The following is a 15,291-nucleotide window of genomic DNA, read 5'->3' on the forward strand; positions in this document are numbered from 1 at the left end:
GTCGGCGCGGAGGCAACCCCTCCGGCCGGCAAGCATCCCCCCGGGGCTGCCCCCACCTCGGCAATTTATAAACCCGAATTTCGGGGATGAGACGAACCAGCGCGCCGGTCAGCCGGCGCTTGTTCGTTTGAAAGATCGGACTTTGCCGTGGACAAGCAGGTAGACGCGTCGCAACGGGCAAGCAGCTTGCCTATTCCGCGCTGGGAGTTCATCGCGCTGTGCGCGGCGCTCATGGCGCTCAATTCGCTGGCCATCGACATCATGTTGCCGGCGCTGCAGCAGATCGGCGCTTCGCTCGGCGTCGAAAACGAAAACCACCGCCAATACGTCATCACAGCCTATATTCTCGGCTTCGGCGCCGGGCAGCTTTTCTTCGGCCCGATCTCCGATCGCTTCGGCCGTCGCGCGCCGCTGGTCGCGGGCCTGATCATCTATGTGGCGGCGGTTGCCGCCGCCGCCGTCGCACCCACCTTTGCCATCCTGCTCGCCTGCCGTGTCGTGCAAGGCATCGGCGCCGCCGCGACGCGCGTCATCGCCGTCTCGATCGTGCGCGACACGTTCGATGGTCGCCGCATGGCCGAGGTGATGTCGCTGATCTTCATGGTTTTCATGGCGATCCCGGTCGTCGCTCCCGGCATCGGCCAGTTCATCATGCTGTTCGCCACCTGGCACTGGATCTTCGTCACCATGGCCGTCGGCGCGCTGATCGTATCGGCATGGTCGCTGCTGCGCCTGCCGGAAACGCTGCATCCGGAGTACCGCCGGCAACTGACCGTAAACGCGATCGTCGGCGGCTTCCGCATCGTGCTCACCAACCGCGTCGCGGTTTGCTATGCCTTTGCCAGCACCTTCATCTTCGGCGCGATGTTCGGCTTCATCAATTCGGCGCAGCAGATTTATCTCGATGTCTTCCACGTCGGCGAGCTGTTCCCGCTGATCTTCGCCGGCGTCGCCGGCGTGCTGGCCTTTTCGAACTTCCTCAACGCCAGGCTTGTCGGGCGGATCGGCATGCGCCGCCTGTCGCAAAGCGCACTGCTGCTGTTCCTCGCCATCAGCCTGATATGGCTCGTCGTCTCGCTGGAGATGCAAATGCCGCTCTGGCTGTTCATCACCTTCTTTGCCGGCGCGATGGTGCCGTTCGGCTGCCTCGGCGCGAATTTCAACGCGCTTGCGATGGAGCCGCTCGGCGCGCTTGCCGGCACCGCGTCATCCATCCTCGGCTTCATGCAGACCTTTCTCGGCGGCATTCTCGGCACGCTGATCGGCCAAGCCTATAACGGCACGGTGACACCCTTGGCCGCCGGCTTCTGCAGCGTCTCGGTCGCGGCGCTGATGATGATCCTGGTCGCCGAAGGCGGGCGGCTGTTCCAGCCCCACAACCCGCCCGTCTAAAACAGGGGGCAATACCCAAGCGGTCAGGATTTGCGTTCCTGCGACGCGGCGAAGAGTGGGGCGAGTATGCGCCCCGCGATCGCCTCACCCATGCTGTCGGTGAAAGGCAGAGGCAGAGCCTTTTCAAGAGCTTCAAGCACGGAGGCGACGAAAGCTCTGTTCAAACTGTGGTCTGGTCCCAGCTTGGAAAAGGTAGCGCGGGGCTTGCCGAAAAGCGTACCGTTCCGGCGAAGCGAGAAGCGCAATGTCAAGGACATGCCGCCGGTCCCGCGCGGCGGCTGCCAGCAGGCGTAAATAGCGGCCGACATCTCCGCTATGGAGTTGACCGGATCGCGGCTGCCGCAGGCGCGCTCCTGCGCCCAGGCCTGCCCGCAACCTGCGATGACGGCGGCAGCAAAAATGGCCACTGTACGCCGGAAGGTCATGCGCATTCCCAGACGTTTGCTCGAAGCCATACGCATCCGGCCAGCCTACCACCCCTGCAAGTAGGTCGATCCTAATCGGCCCAGAGCTCGCGGCGCAACTCGTCCCAGCTTTGCTTGTCCGATGCCACAAGAAGACCGCCATCGACATGCGACGGCAGATAGGCGCTTCCGTCGACCCGCGCGACATGCCCGCCTGCCTCCTGATGGATCAGCGCACCGGCCAGATGATCCCAGGGCATCAGCTTGTTGTAGAGCACGAAATGCGCATGGCCGCTGGCCAGCAGCCGGTATTCATGCGCCGCGCAGCGATAGGCGAATTGCGACAGCGTCTTGGTCTGGTTGCGGGCAAGCCGCGACCGCTCGGGCTCCTCGAGAAACTGCCAGGACACGGAGCCGGTCATCTGCGACATGGGCATCGGCGCCGCAACGCGAACCTTCTCCAGCGCGCCATGCGCGTGGCGGATATGGCCGCCAGCGCCCTTGGCGCCAATCAGCCAGTCCTTGCCGACCGGATCATGGATGATGCCAGCGACGGTCTCGCCGTTGACGACAACGGCCGCCATGACGCCAAACAGCGGCACGCCGGAGGCAAAATTGAAGGTGCCGTCGACCGGATCGATGACGAAGGCAAGCGCGGCATCGCCAAGGCCCGATAGCAGCGCCGGATTGTCGGAGCAGGCCTCCTCGCCGACCACCATCGCATCGGGATAACGCTCCCGCAGCCGGGCGGTGATCAGCCTCTCGGCATTCACATCCGCTTCGGTCACGAGATCGGCGGCGGAGGTCTTCTGGCGGACGTCGCCCTCGCCCAGCCGACGAAAGCGCGGCATGATTTCGGCCCTTGCCGCTTCGGCGAGAAGCTCGGCCAGCCAGTCGATCGCCTGGTCGTCAAATCTCATCGGAAATGTGTCCCGGGTTTGCGTCGAGCCCCGCGAAATCGAACAGCTTCCTGTCCAGGAGATGCGAGGGGCGTACATTGGTCATGGCGCGGATCATCGTGTCCTTGCGGCCCGGCATGCGCTTCTCGATGTCTTCGAGCATCGCCTTCATGGCGTTGCGCTGCAGCCCTTCCTGGCTGCCGCAGAGGTCGCACGGAATGATCGGGAACTTCATCGCATTGGCGAATTTTTCGAGATCGGACTCGGCGTTATAGGCGAGCGGCCGCAGCACCATGACGTCGCCTTCGTCGTTGAGCAGCTTCGGCGGCATGGCGGCGAGGCGCCCGCCATGGAACAGGTTCATGAAGAAGGTCTCGAGGATATCCTCGCGGTGATGGCCAAGCACCAGGGCCGAGCACCCCTCCTCCCGCGCGATGCGGTAAAGGTGACCGCGCCGCAGCCGCGAGCAGAGCGAGCAATAGGTGCTGCCCTCCGGCAATTTGTCGGTCACCACCGAATAAGTGTCCTGGTATTCGATGCGGTGCGCGATGCCGTTGGCGTTGAGATAGTCGGGCAGGATGTGTTTCGGAAAATTCGGCTGGCCCTGGTCGAGATTGCAGGCAAGCAGCTCGACCGGCAGCAGCCCACGCCATTTGAGGTCGAGCAACAGGGCCAGCAGGCCGTAGGAATCCTTGCCGCCAGAAAGCGCCACCAGCCAGCGCTCGCCTGGTTTGATCATGGCGAAGTCCTCGATCGCCTGGCGCGTCAGCCGCAAGAGCCGCTTGCGCAGCTTGTTGAACTCGACCGAGGACGGCACGTCGGCAAACAGCGGGTGGAAGCCGCGTTCGGGGTCGCCGATCGGCTCGAGGGATTTGGCGTCGAGCAGTTTGGTGTCTGGTAGCATGTTCATGGCGCTGATGCCCCACGGGTCCGGTTGCCGCCCGGATTAGCGGACATGGCGGGCAAAGAAAAGGCCGCCTCGATGGGCGGCCTTGGTATTGCAGCTGATGATGTCGATCAGCGCGAGTAGAATTCGACGACCAGGTTCGGTTCCATCTGCACGGCGAACGGAACGTCCGCCAGGCCGGGAACGCGACCGAAAGTGGCGGTCATCTTGTTGTGGTCGGCTTCGATGTAGTCCGGCACGTCGCGCTCGGCCAGACCGACCGATTCCAACACGATGACGAGCTGCTTCGACTTCTCGCGCACCTCGATAACGTCGCCCGGCTTACAGCGGTACGAACCGATGTTGACGCGCGTGCCGTTGACGTTGACATGACCGTGGTTGACGAACTGACGGGCGGCAAAAATGGTCGGCACGAACTTGGCGCGGTAGACGACCGCGTCGAGACGCGACTCGAGCAGCCCGATCAGGTTCTCGGAGGTGTCGCCCTTGCGGCGGTTGGCCTCTTCATAGACCTTGCGGAACTGCTTTTCCGAAACGTCGCCATAGTGACCCTTCAGCTTCTGCTTGGCGCGCAGCTGCAGGCCGAAGTCGGAAAGCTTGCCTTTGCGGCGCTGGCCGTGCTGGCCGGGGCCGTATTCACGCTTGTTGACCGGGGACTTCGGGCGGCCCCAGATATTTTCGCCGAGACGGCGGTCGATCTTGTATTTCGCGGATTCGCGCTTGCTCATCGCATTCCCTTTCAAAACAATATACCCGGAACCCCATGGCTCCGGGTGAAGGAAACGCGCCCTCCTCTGGCCTCCGTTTTCGAGACCTGACAGGGTTTTCCACGCAAAGCGACGGAAAACCCACGGGACACGTCAAAAGAAACCACCGGGCGTCGCCACCCGGTGTTGGTGGGCCTGTTAAACAGAGATTTAACCGGTGTCAAGCTTCCGGCTGGCGGCGCAGACTGCAACCCTATACCATTTCAGCGTTGCATGCGGTGCCGAACATATGGCGGCAGTTGTACGCCGGCGGCATCAGAGCGGTAGGCGGTCAGCTTCGGCGCGCGGGCCTGCTCTGGCACTTTGATGAAGGGACTGGAGCAGAGGAGCCCGAATTCCCATGAAGAAGTTCTTCCTTACCCTGACCGGGGCCGCTGTGTTGGCCGGGTCGATGGCCGTCATGACGCCTGAACCGGCTATGGCCAGGCATTGGTACGGCCACAAGCAGGTGTGCCGTGTCGTGGTGAAGAAAAGAGTGGTCTGGCGCCATGGCCATCGCTATGTCGTCCGCTACAAGACCAGGCACTGCTGGTGGCGCCGCTAGTTCGGCTTCACAGCCAGGATTGAAAAAAGGCCCGCGGGTTCGTCCCGCGGGCCTCTTTTCTTCCCGACGTCGTGATCGGGCGGACGCAAATCGCATGGTCAAGCGCTACGTCGACCGCTACCAACATTAATCGGCAGCCTTCTTGCCGGGCAGGCCCTTGCGTTTGGTCTCGGCGAATTCCTCAAGCTGCTTCTCGCTCATCGAGTCATACATTTCGCGCGAGGCGCCTTTGAGTTCGCTTTTCTTGATCTCGCCGCGCTTGGCGGAAAGCGCTGCGCCGGCGGCCTTTTGCTGGGCTTGCGATGTGGCGGGCATGGCGGTTTCTCCTTTGCTGTCAGGAGAAACGTCGCGCTCCGGCGGCAGTTCCAACACTGTCAGTCCGGTACCTAGGTCCGCTCGGGCCCGCCAAGCGGCCGATTTGGCGATTCTCGTCGGCAGCCTTCCCGTGTTCGAGACCCCAGTGTAGGAACGGCGGCATGAAATCGCTGACCGATCCCTCGCAAGCACTCTCCACCGGCCTCGCAAAAATCCGCACCGAATTCCACATACCAGGTGGGTTTCCGCCTGAGGTAGTGGCCGCGGCGCAGGCGGCGGCTAGGCGTGCGCCCGACCAGCATGCCGATCGCACCGCGATGCCCTTCGTCACGCTCGATCCGGCGGCCTCGACCGATCTTGACCAGGCCTTCTCGATCGAGGCCAGTGGCGGCGATCTTTTGCTGCATTATGCCATTGCCGACGTGGCCTGGTTCGTCGAGGACGGCGACGCGGTGGATCTCGAAGCCTGGACAAGGGGCGAGACGCTTTACCTGCCGGACGGCAAGGCCGGGCTCTACCCGCCGGTGCTTGCCGAGGCTGCGGCGAGCTTGTTGCCCGATGGACCGCGTCCGGCAGTCGTCTTCACGGTTCGGGTCGCTGGGGACGGTGCGGTGAAGCTGGACGGCGCGGAGCGGGCAATCATTCAAAGCCGCGCGAAGCTCGCCTATGACAGCGTGCAGGCCTCCGACCTTCCGGCCGGCTTTGCCGAAATGGCGCGGCGCATGGCGATGAACGAAGAACGCCGTGGCGCTTCGCGCGTCGATCCGCCCGAACAGGAGGTTGAAAGGCTCGCCGACGGCACATTCCGGCTTTCGTTCAGGCCGCTGCTGCAATCCGAGCAGGACAATGCCGCACTTTCGCTGGCTGCCAATATGGCGATTGCGGACGCCATGCTGGCGCACCGGACGGGGCTGTTCCGGGTGATGTCGGGGCCGGACGCCTCCAAAGTGCAACGGCTGCGCAACGCGGCGCAGGCGCTCGGCCTGTCCTGGCCGGCCTCCGCCAGCCTGCGCGACTATCAGCGCACGCTTGATCCGGCCGATCCGAAACAGGCGGCGCTGATGCTGGAAATCCGCCGCGCAGGCAACGGCGCGTCCTACCAGCCCTATCAGGAAGGCGTCGTCCCCTGGCACGAGGCGATGGCCGGGACCTATGCCCACGCCACCGCGCCGCTCAGGCGGCTGGCCGACCGCTACGTGGTGCGCTGCGCGCTGGCAATCGCCAATGCCCGGCCCGTGCCGCAGGCCGTCACGGACGCATTCGCCAGATTGCCGAAGGTGATGGGACGCGCGGATGCCCGGGCCTCGCAGATCAACCACGCGGCCATCGACCTGGCCGAGGCTGTCATGCTGAAGGGACGCGAAGGCGAGACGTTCAAGGCCGTCGTCACCGACTTCGTCGATCATGGCGTGCGCGTGCAGCTTGCCGACATGCCTGTCGTCGCCAGCGTGAAGGCCTCCGGGCTCAGGCAAGGCGACGGCCTGAGCCTAAAGCTGGTCGCGGCCGATCCTGACCAACGCAGCATCGTCTTCGAGCCCGCCGTCTAGAGCGTTTCACCGTTTCACGGAAACGGCGAACCGCTCTATCTCTTTGTTTTGACGCAATTCCGGACGGAGGGTTACGGCGAAGGCGCCGAACTTAACCGCTCACACTTTTCCTGGAATTGCTCTAACGCGCCGTCAATCCGAAACCCTGGATCAGCCGCTTCGTGGCAAAATCCACCTTGCCCGAGGTGAAGACGGCAAGATCGGGCTCGCTCTCGCCCAATGTCTCTCCGACTGGTTCGATGAGCGACATGGCGCGCCGTGCGATCGCCTCGGCCGGATCGATCCAGTCGACCGGCCAGGGCGCCGTCTTGCGCATGCGGTTAGCGAGGAACGGGTAATGCGTGCAGGCGAGCACGACGATGTCGGTGCGGTTGCCGTCGCGCTCGATGAAGCAAGGCGTGATTTCCGCGCGCACGGCTTCTTCATCGACGAAGCCCTGGCGCATGTAGATCTCGGCGAGCCCGGCCAGCCGGTCGCTGCCGACCAGGCGCACATGGCATTTCTGCGCCCATTTGCTGATCAGGTCGCGCGTGTATTGGCGCTTCACCGTGCCGGGCGTTGCCAGCACCGATACCAGGCCTGAGCGGGTGCGTTCGGCGGCCGGCTTGATCGCCGGCACGGTGCCGACGAAGAGATGGCCGGGGAATTTTTCGCGCAGCGCATCGATTACCAGTGTCGAGGCGGTGTTGCAGGCAATGACGGATATCGCGGGCTGGAGGCGGTCGAGCAATTTGCCGAACAGCGCGAGTATATGATCCTTGAGCGCCGGCTCCTCCCAGGCGCCGTAAGGAAAAGCCGCGTCGTCGGCGACATAGACGAAGCGGCGATCGGGCATGAGCACGCGCGCCTCGCGCAGCACGGTCAGGCCGCCAACGCCGGAATCGAACATCAGGATCGGGCGTTGGTTTGATCGATCGCTCATTGTCATCCGGTCACCAGAACAATTCCAGGAAAAGTGTGAAACGGTTAGGTTCGGCGCCTTCGCCGTGGCCTCCCGTCCGGAATTGCGTCAAACAAAGAGATAGCGGCCGGTCCGTGATTGGACCGACGGGCGCTTCTATCGCGAATGATCGTGGTCTTGAAGAGGCGAATGCGAGCAGCTTTTGCGCAGTCGCCAACGCTCTGTCATATCCCGCGCTTGCCGAAGCCGGCTTGACGCGGCCTGCCGAAAGGCTGCGGCGCGGCAGGAACGCGGGCGGCTGAAGCGGTGGGAGCGACGGCAGCGGCCGGTGCGACGGTGCGTCCAGCACGCGCCGGTGCCGACAGCGGGCCATCGAAATCGAACATATCCGTCAGTTCATCGATATTGCTGCCCGCGACAGGCTTTGCCCACAGGATCGTGCACCAAAGGCCGAATACCGAAAGTCCAAGCAGGTTCAGCCCGCCGGGAATGCTCTCGGGATCGCCGAATTTGACGACCAGCAGCACGCCCGCCTGCAGAAGGGCGTAGACGGCGGAAAGGGCGATGTAGGACCACAGGATCCAGCGGCGCCCGTTGGCGTCGCGGGTGCGGCGCGAGGCGATGTTGCCGCGCAGCGCGACAAAGATGAGCGAAGCGACGAGGACCGCACCCGCCATGCCCTGCCGCGACGGACCAGGCGCCGAATTGATCAGCCCTTCGAAACCGATCGTGCCGACAATGCAGATAACGATCACCACGGTTTCGGCTACGACGAGGCCGAGAGAATAAAGGAAAAAGCGCAAACGACCAATATTGGACGCAAACATGTGCTACCCCCACTATTGCGCCAAGGATGAGGCATAACCGAATAAAATTCGGTTACTTCAAATGCTCACAGCTTACCGATTTTAACTTTCTTCGTCTTTGGCGCGACTTCGCGCGGCGGCAGGCAGCCGTCTCGGATCGTCCCCGGGCGAACCATCGCCGCGCGGCATTGCCGGAGAGAACCGGTCGAGCGACGAGATGATGCCGCGCAGAACCTTGAGCTCGGCCTCGGCGAAGCCCGCACGCGTCAGCACGGCGCGCAGATTGTCGACCATTTTCGGTTTCTTTTCTTCGGGGCGGAAGTAACCGCGCGCTTCCAGCGCGTTTTCCAGATAGGCGAACAGGCTGTGCAACTGCTCCTTGGTCGCCGGAGCCAGCTCCGGCCCGGAGAAGTTGGTCTGGGTCTCGTCGGCGAGGCCGGACTTCATCCATTCATAGGATATGAGCAGCACCGCCTGGGCGATGTTGAGCGAGGAAAAGCCGGGATCGACCGGGAAGGTGACGATCTCGTCGGCGAGCCCGACCTCGTCATTATAGAGGCCGAAGCGCTCGCGGCCGAACAGGATGCCGGTGCGCTCGCCCGCCTCGACGCGCGCCCTCAGCGCCCTGCCCGCTTCCACCGGCCCGCGCACCGGCTTGAAGCCGTCGCGCTCACGCGCGGTCGTGGCGAAGACGAAGTTGAGATCGGCGACCGCCGAGGCGAGATCGTCGAAGACCCTGGTGGCGTCGATGACATGGTCGGCCCGGCTTGCGGCCGCCCGCGCCTTCTCGCTCGGCCAGCCGTCGCGCGGATTGACCAGCCTGAGCTCGGACAAGCCGAAATTCGCCATCGCCCGCGCAACCATGCCGATGTTCTCGCCGAGCTGCGGCTCGACCAGGATGATCGCCGGTCCGGCGGAGGTGGGTTTGGTTGTATCTTCGATCGCTGGCATGGCTGCAGGTAACCGGGGTTTGCGGCGTTTCGGCGTCCCCTGCCACATCCGGCCTGGAAAATGAAGCATTCACATCAGCGGCACCCGTCAGCCAAAGCCACGGATCGCGGTTTGCGCGCTGAAAAAGCCTTTGATATACGCTCCGCATCCCCGGCCGAAACCATGCGGGCAAGGCCGTTCCAGATCCCCCAGCAACGAGGCATTCTTTCCATGGCGAAGATCAAGGTGGCGAACCCGGTCGTCGAGCTCGACGGCGACGAGATGACCCGCATCATCTGGCAGTTCATCAAGGACAAGCTGATCCACCCCTACCTTGACCTGAAGCTGGAATATTACGACCTCGGCATCGAGCACCGCGACGCCACCAATGACCAGGTGACCATCGACTCGGCCAACGCCATCAAGAAATACGGCGTCGGCGTCAAATGCGCCACGATCACGCCCGACGAGCAGCGCGTCGAGGAATTCAAGCTGAAGAAGATGTGGAAGTCGCCCAACGGCACCATCCGCAACATCCTCGGCGGCACCATCTTCCGCGAGCCGATCATCATGAAGAACGTGCCGCGCCTGGTGCCCGGCTGGACCAAGCCGATCATCGTCGGCCGTCATGCCTTCGGCGACCAGTACCGCGCCACCGATTTCCGCTTCCCCGGCAAGGGTAAGCTCTCGATCAAGTTCGTCGGCGAGGACGGCCAGGTGATCGAGCATGATGTCTATGACGCGCCGGGCGCCGGCGTCGCCATGGCCATGTACAATCTGGATGAATCGATCCGCGAGTTCGCCCGCGCCTCGTTGAACTACGGGCTGCTGCGCAACTACCCGGTCTATCTCTCGACCAAGAACACCATCCTCAAGGCCTATGACGGCCGCTTCAAGGACATCTTCCAGGAAGTCTACGAGAAGGAGTTCGAGGCCGAATTCAAGGCAAGAAAACTCTGGTACGAGCACCGCCTCATCGACGACATGGTCGCTTCCAGCCTGAAATGGTCGGGCGGCTATGTCTGGGCCTGCAAGAACTATGACGGCGACGTGCAGTCCGACACGGTGGCTCAAGGGTTTGGCTCGCTCGGCCTGATGACCTCGGTGCTGATGACGCCGGACGGCAAGACGGTGGAAGCGGAAGCCGCGCACGGCACCGTCACCCGCCACTATCGCCAGCACCAGAAGGGCGAGGAAACCTCGACCAATTCGATCGCCTCGATCTTCGCCTGGACGCGGGGGCTGGCCCACCGCGCCAAGCTCGACGACAATGCCGAGCTGAAGCGCTTCGCCGAGACGCTGGAGAAGGTCTGCATCCAGACCGTCGAGAGCGGCTTCATGACCAAGGACCTGTCGCTGCTGATCGGCCCCGACCAGCCCTGGCTCTCCACCGCCGGCTTCCTCGACAAGATCGACGAGAATTTGCAGAAGGCGATGGTATAGCCGGCCATGCGCGATGCCGGCGAAAAGGTTCGCCTTTGCGCCGGCAACAATGCTGATCTCTATCAGGCTATTTTCAAGGCGCATGGGCTGAGCGACCGGAGGAGCGATGCCTTCTGGTCGAGTGACGAGCAGGCGCCTCACTACTATTCCAATGCAACCACTCTGGATGCCGACGCCACAGCAGCCCAGCTCGCGGAAATAGCCAGGCTGGCATCGGTTCTTGCCAGCAGCTTTGCCGTAAAGGACGGTTTCTGCTGCCTCGATCTCCAGCCGCTTGGGTTCCGGCAGCTCTTCGAAGCAAGCTGGATCTGGATGGATTTGGCTCATCCGATTGCACCGCCTCTTAGCTGGGAACGGATCGAGGATGCTTCATGCCTGGAGATGTGGGAGTTCGCTTGGGCGAATGGCGGAAATCCGTCCAACGGCAAGGTTTTCCCCGAAGCGATCCTGAACGACGACGCCGTTGCTATTCTTGGCCGTCGAACAGGCGACGGCTTCAGTGCCGGCTGCATCGCCAATAAGTCGGAGCAGGTGATAGGGTTGTCGAATATCTTCGCAACTGACGGCGGCTCGACATATCGCGATGCCGTGGCGGCCGCCGCCAACGCATTTGCTGGAAGTCGCACGCTGGTCGGATATGAGCGTGATGGCGCGCTGGATGAAGCGCTGGCCTGCGGCTTTCAGGCGATCGGCCTGCTGCGCATCTGGCTACGAGGCTTGGTGGAAAGTGAGCCTGGCTGATCAGCCGGGTCTCATGACAAGGAGGAATGACGGATGGCCAAGGCAATCCTCTATGGAGCGGATTACAGCGTCTACGTCCGCATCGCGCGGATGGCTCTCGAGGAAAAAGCCATCGGCTACGAACTGGTGCCACTGGATATCTTCGCCGCCGAGGGCATTCCGGCCTGGTATCTTGAGCACCACCCGTTCGGCCGCATCCCAGCCTTCGAGCATGACGATTTTCGTCTCTTCGAGACCGGTGCCACCGCGCGCTATGTCGACGAGGCCTTCGACGGTCCGGCCCTGCAGCCGGCCGACGCGCGCGGCCGCGCCAGGATGAACCAGATCATCGGCATGCTCGACGCCTATGGCTATCGCGCCATGGTCTGGGACGTTGCCGTGGAGCGGCTGGAAAAGGCGACGCCGGACGAGAATCTGATCGCCGGCGGGCTGAGCCAGGCGCAGACGGTGCTCAAAATGCTGACGTCGCTGAAAGCGAAAGGACCTTGGCTGCTCGGCGATCAGCTGACGCTGGCCGACCTGCATGCAGCACCCATCATCGCCTATTTCGTCAAGGTCGCCGAGGGCCGCAATCTGCTGGCGCGGTTTGCGGATATCCAGGAATGGTATGCGCGGGTGGCTGGACGGCCAAGCTTTGTGCGGACCGAAAAGGTCGCCTAGGTCGAGTGAGTTTGCCTGAAGTCAGCGCTGCCCCGCATTGCCCTGCCGGGCATTTCTCCCCGCAAACGGGGCGAAACAAGCCGGCCGCGATGACAGCGCCTTCTCCCCGTTGAACGGGGAGAAGATGGCGGCAGCCTGATGAGGGGCGGCACTGCCCTCGGTGGAGCCGGCCTAACCAAAGCCCTGCCGTCGGCTTACGCCGCCTCCAGCGCGGCCCTGACCGCGGCGATCGCGTCATTGGCCTTAGACGCGTCGGGACCGCCGGCCTGCGCCATGTCGGGGCGGCCGCCGCCGCCCTGTCCGCCAAGCGCTGCTGATGCGACCCGCACGAGATCCACGGCACTGAAGCGGCTGGTCAGATCGTCGGTGACGCCGACAACCACGCTTGCCTTGTTGTCCTCGCCGGCGCCGACAAAGACGACGACGCCGGACCCAAGCGTCTTCTTGCCGGCATCCGCCAGCGGCTTCAGGTCCTTGGGCGATACGCCCGAGACCGCCTTGCCGAGGAAGCCGACGCCGGCGATGGTCTCGTTCTCGGCCGGCGCTCCGGCAGGCGAGCGGTCGCCAAGCGCCAGCTTCTTGCGCGCTTCGGTAAGCTCCTTTTCGAGCTTCTTGCGCTCCTCGAGCAATGTTTCGACGCGAGCCGGCACATCGGCCGGCGCAATTTTCAGGGTCGCGGCCGCGGCCTTCAGGCGCCTGTCTTGCTCGTCGAGATGCCTGCGCGCCGCCTCGCCCGTCAGCGCCTCGATGCGGCGCACGCCGGCCGCCACCGCGCTGTCCGACAGGATGCGCACCAGGCCGATATCGCCGGTCGACCTCACATGCGTGCCGCCGCACAGCTCGACCGAATAAGGACGATTGGCCTTGGCGCCATGCAGGGCAGTGCCCATCGACACGACGCGGACCTCGTCGCCATATTTTTCGCCGAACAGCGCCATCGCGCCCTCGGCGATGGCATCGTCGACCGACATCAGGCGCGTCGTCACCGGGCTGTTCTGCACGACGATCTCGTTGGCCATGCGCTCGACCTCCTCGAGATCGTCCGCCGAGATCGGCTTGTTGTGCGAGATGTCGAAGCGCAAGCGGTCGGGCGCGACCAGCGAACCCTTCTGCGCGACATGGCTGCCCAGCACCTCGCGCAGCGCCTCGTGGATGAGGTGCGTCGCGGAGTGGTTGGCGCGCAGCTTGGAACGGCGCGCATGATCGACCTTGAGCTCGACGGCGGAACCCGTCTTGACCGTGCCTCTAGCCAACTTGCCAAGGTGCACGAACAAACCGTCGGCTTTCTTCTGCGTGTCGGAAATCTCGATCGAGAAGCCGTCGCCGGAGATCACGCCGGTGTCGCCCATCTGGCCGCCGGACTCGCCATAGAACGGCGTTTGGTTGACGACCACGGCGACAGCGTCGCCAAGGTTCGCGCTGTCGACGGTCTTGCCGTCCTTGACCAGGGCCTGGATGATGCCTTCCGCCTGCTCGGTCTCGTAGCCGAGGAACTCGGTCGCGCCAGTGTTTTCGCGCACCGAGAACCACACCGTCTCGGTCGCCGCCTCGCCAGAACCCGCCCAATGCGCCCGCGCCTCGGTCTTCTGCCGCTCCATCGCGTCGGTGAAGCCGGCGATATCGACCGAGATATTGCGTTGGCGCAGCGCATCCTGCGTCAGGTCGAGCGGGAAGCCATAGGTGTCGTAGAGCTTGAAGGCGGTCTCACCGTCGAGCATGTCGCCGGCATGCAGCGTTTCCGTGGCGTCCGAAAGCAGGCCAAGGCCACGCACCAACGTCTTGCGGAAGCGGGTTTCTTCGAGCTTCAGCGTCTCGGTGATCAGCGCCTCGCCGCGCACGAGCTCTGGATAGGCCTGGCCCATCTCACGCACCAGCGCCGGCACCAGCTGCCACATCAGCGGCTCCTTGGCGCCAAGCAGCTGCGCGTGGCGCATGGCGCGGCGCATGATGCGGCGCAGCACGTAGCCGCGGCCTTCGTTGGAGGGCAGCACGCCGTCGGCCACCAGGAAGGAAGACGAGCGCAGGTGATCCGCGATCACGCGATACGATCCTACATTCTCCTGGTTCGGACCTTGCCCGAGCGCCGAGGACGCCGCATCGATCAGGTGCCTGAACAGGTCGGTCTCGAAGACGCTCTCCACCCCTTGCAGGATGGAGGCCATGCGCTCCAGGCCCATGCCGGTGTCGATCGAGGGACGCGGCAGGTCGATGCGCTCTTCCTTCGACACCTGCTCATACTGCATGAACACCAGGTTCCAGAATTCGAGGAACCGGTCGCCGTCCTCTTCCGGGCTGCCGGGAGGACCGCCCCAGATGTGCTCGCCGCGGTCGATGAAGATTTCCGAGCACGGGCCGCACGGGCCGGTATCGCCCATTGCCCAGAAATTGTCGGAGGTCGGGATGCGGATGATGCGGTCGTCGGAGAAGCCGGCGATCTTCTTCCAGTAACCGGCCGCCTCGTCGTCGGTGTGATAGACGGTGACCAGCAACTTGTCCTTCGGCAAGCCGAATTCCTTGGTGATCAGGTTCCAGGCAAGCTCGATCGCGCGCTCCTTGAAATAGTCGCCGAACGAGAAATTGCCGAGCATCTCGAAGAAGGTCAGGTGGCGCGCGGTGTAGCCGACATTGTCGAGGTCGTTGTGCTTGCCGCCGGCGCGCACGCTCTTCTGCGCAGTCGAGGCACGCGAATAGGGACGCTTCTCCAGGCCGGTGAAGACGTTCTTGAACTGGACCATGCCGGCGTTAGTGAACATCAGCGTCGGATCGTTACGCGGCACCAGCGGGCTGGAGGCGACGATCTCGTGGCCCTCCTTGCGGAAGTAGTCGAGGAATGTCGACCGGATGTCGTTCACGCCACTCATTGCACACTGCCTTTTCGCGAGAACCGCCGGCGCTGCCGGCGGCTGATGGGCTTTCATGTTTCAGAAGATAGATGGGCCTTTTAGCCGTAGCTCTTCACCCTGTCCAGAAAGACGGAGTTGGACCAATCCGCAGGCCGGGCAGGTCTATCCTCGCCCCCAAAACGCAAACCGCCG

Annotated in this window: 15 protein-coding genes; 6 read left to right on the top strand and 9 right to left on the bottom strand. The window is 63.6% G+C overall.

All coding sequences use genetic code 11. The features are described from left to right. Nucleotides 1-147: 147 nt before the first annotated feature. On the top strand, nucleotides 148-1,392 hold the full coding sequence (locus YU3_RS0111595) for a multidrug effflux MFS transporter (protein ID WP_027166403.1): 1,245 nt from the start codon (nucleotides 148-150) through the stop codon (nucleotides 1,390-1,392). 23 nt (nucleotides 1,393-1,415) lie between these two features. On the opposite strand, the gene YU3_RS0111600 is transcribed toward YU3_RS0111595, so the two are convergent. The 4 genes from YU3_RS0111600 to rpsD form a co-directional block, all read right to left on the bottom strand. Then, on the bottom strand, nucleotides 1,416-1,853 hold the full coding sequence (locus tag YU3_RS0111600; RefSeq protein ID WP_348631169.1) for a hypothetical protein: 438 nt from the start codon (nucleotides 1,851-1,853) through the stop codon (nucleotides 1,416-1,418). Between the two features lie 35 nt (nucleotides 1,854-1,888). Further along, a complete protein-coding gene (locus tag YU3_RS0111605) occupies nucleotides 1,889-2,716 on the bottom strand; it encodes an inositol monophosphatase family protein (protein ID WP_027166405.1) in 828 nt (275 codons plus the stop codon). Then, complete coding sequence (gene ttcA / locus YU3_RS0111610; protein ID WP_036258301.1) at nucleotides 2,706-3,605, bottom strand: tRNA 2-thiocytidine(32) synthetase TtcA; 900 nt, start codon at nucleotides 3,603-3,605, stop codon at nucleotides 2,706-2,708. Before ttcA ends, YU3_RS0111605 begins: the two co-directional genes overlap by 11 nt. A 107-nt stretch (nucleotides 3,606-3,712) precedes the next feature. Next, nucleotides 3,713-4,330 (bottom strand): 30S ribosomal protein S4, encoded by a 618-nt coding sequence (gene rpsD / locus YU3_RS0111615; protein ID WP_027166407.1) that lies wholly within the window; start codon nucleotides 4,328-4,330, stop codon nucleotides 3,713-3,715. Between the two features lie 379 nt (nucleotides 4,331-4,709). Here rpsD and YU3_RS0111620 point away from each other — a divergent pair, with 379 nt between their 5' ends. Then, entirely contained in the window at nucleotides 4,710-4,913 is a 204-nt protein-coding gene (locus YU3_RS0111620; RefSeq protein ID WP_027166408.1) for a hypothetical protein, read from the top strand. 126 nt (nucleotides 4,914-5,039) lie between these two features. Here the strand turns inward: YU3_RS0111620 and YU3_RS0111625 are convergent, their stop codons facing one another. Then, the gene (locus YU3_RS0111625; RefSeq protein ID WP_027166409.1) at nucleotides 5,040-5,228 is read right to left on the bottom strand and encodes a DUF3008 family protein; all 189 of its coding nucleotides are present in this window, start codon (nucleotides 5,226-5,228) and stop codon (nucleotides 5,040-5,042) included. Between the two features lie 161 nt (nucleotides 5,229-5,389). On the opposite strand from YU3_RS0111625, the gene YU3_RS0111630 reads away from it, so the two are divergent. Further along, nucleotides 5,390-6,775 carry an RNB domain-containing ribonuclease gene (locus tag YU3_RS0111630; RefSeq protein WP_027166410.1) on the top strand — a complete coding sequence of 462 codons (1,386 nt, stop codon included), beginning with the start codon at nucleotides 5,390-5,392 and terminating at the stop codon, nucleotides 6,773-6,775. Nucleotides 6,776-6,896: 121 nt separating this feature from the next. On the opposite strand, the gene murI is transcribed toward YU3_RS0111630, so the two are convergent. The 3 genes from murI to YU3_RS36380 all read right to left on the bottom strand — a co-directional run bounded on the left by murI (nucleotide 6,897) and on the right by YU3_RS36380 (nucleotide 9,433). After that, complete coding sequence (murI, locus tag YU3_RS0111635; RefSeq protein ID WP_027166411.1) at nucleotides 6,897-7,697, bottom strand: glutamate racemase; 801 nt, start codon at nucleotides 7,695-7,697, stop codon at nucleotides 6,897-6,899. 203 nt (nucleotides 7,698-7,900) lie between these two features. Then, complete coding sequence (locus tag YU3_RS0111640; protein WP_027166412.1) at nucleotides 7,901-8,503, bottom strand: hypothetical protein; 603 nt, start codon at nucleotides 8,501-8,503, stop codon at nucleotides 7,901-7,903. Nucleotides 8,504-8,584: 81 nt separating this feature from the next. Next, a complete protein-coding gene (locus tag YU3_RS36380; RefSeq protein WP_051333917.1) occupies nucleotides 8,585-9,433 on the bottom strand; it encodes an RNA methyltransferase in 849 nt (282 codons plus the stop codon). Nucleotides 9,434-9,643: 210 nt separating this feature from the next. Between YU3_RS36380 and YU3_RS0111650 the strand changes: the two genes are divergently transcribed. Genes YU3_RS0111650 through YU3_RS0111660 form a run of 3 tightly spaced genes read left to right on the top strand, consistent with a single transcriptional unit; the run spans nucleotide 9,644 to nucleotide 12,256 of the window. After that, a complete protein-coding gene (locus YU3_RS0111650; protein WP_027166413.1) occupies nucleotides 9,644-10,855 on the top strand; it encodes an NADP-dependent isocitrate dehydrogenase in 1,212 nt (403 codons plus the stop codon). Nucleotides 10,856-10,861: 6 nt separating this feature from the next. After that, complete coding sequence (locus YU3_RS0111655; RefSeq protein WP_027166414.1) at nucleotides 10,862-11,596, top strand: hypothetical protein; 735 nt, start codon at nucleotides 10,862-10,864, stop codon at nucleotides 11,594-11,596. Nucleotides 11,597-11,629: 33 nt separating this feature from the next. After that, nucleotides 11,630-12,256 (top strand): glutathione S-transferase family protein, encoded by a 627-nt coding sequence (locus YU3_RS0111660; RefSeq protein WP_027166415.1) that lies wholly within the window; start codon nucleotides 11,630-11,632, stop codon nucleotides 12,254-12,256. 194 nt (nucleotides 12,257-12,450) lie between these two features. On the opposite strand, the gene alaS is transcribed toward YU3_RS0111660, so the two are convergent. Next, the gene (alaS, locus tag YU3_RS0111665; RefSeq protein WP_027166416.1) at nucleotides 12,451-15,117 is read right to left on the bottom strand and encodes an alanine--tRNA ligase; all 2,667 of its coding nucleotides are present in this window, start codon (nucleotides 15,115-15,117) and stop codon (nucleotides 12,451-12,453) included. Nucleotides 15,118-15,291 lie beyond the last annotated feature (174 nt).

Source organism: Mesorhizobium sp. WSM3224 (assembly GCF_000427725.1).
GTDB lineage: Bacteria > Pseudomonadota > Alphaproteobacteria > Rhizobiales > Rhizobiaceae > Mesorhizobium.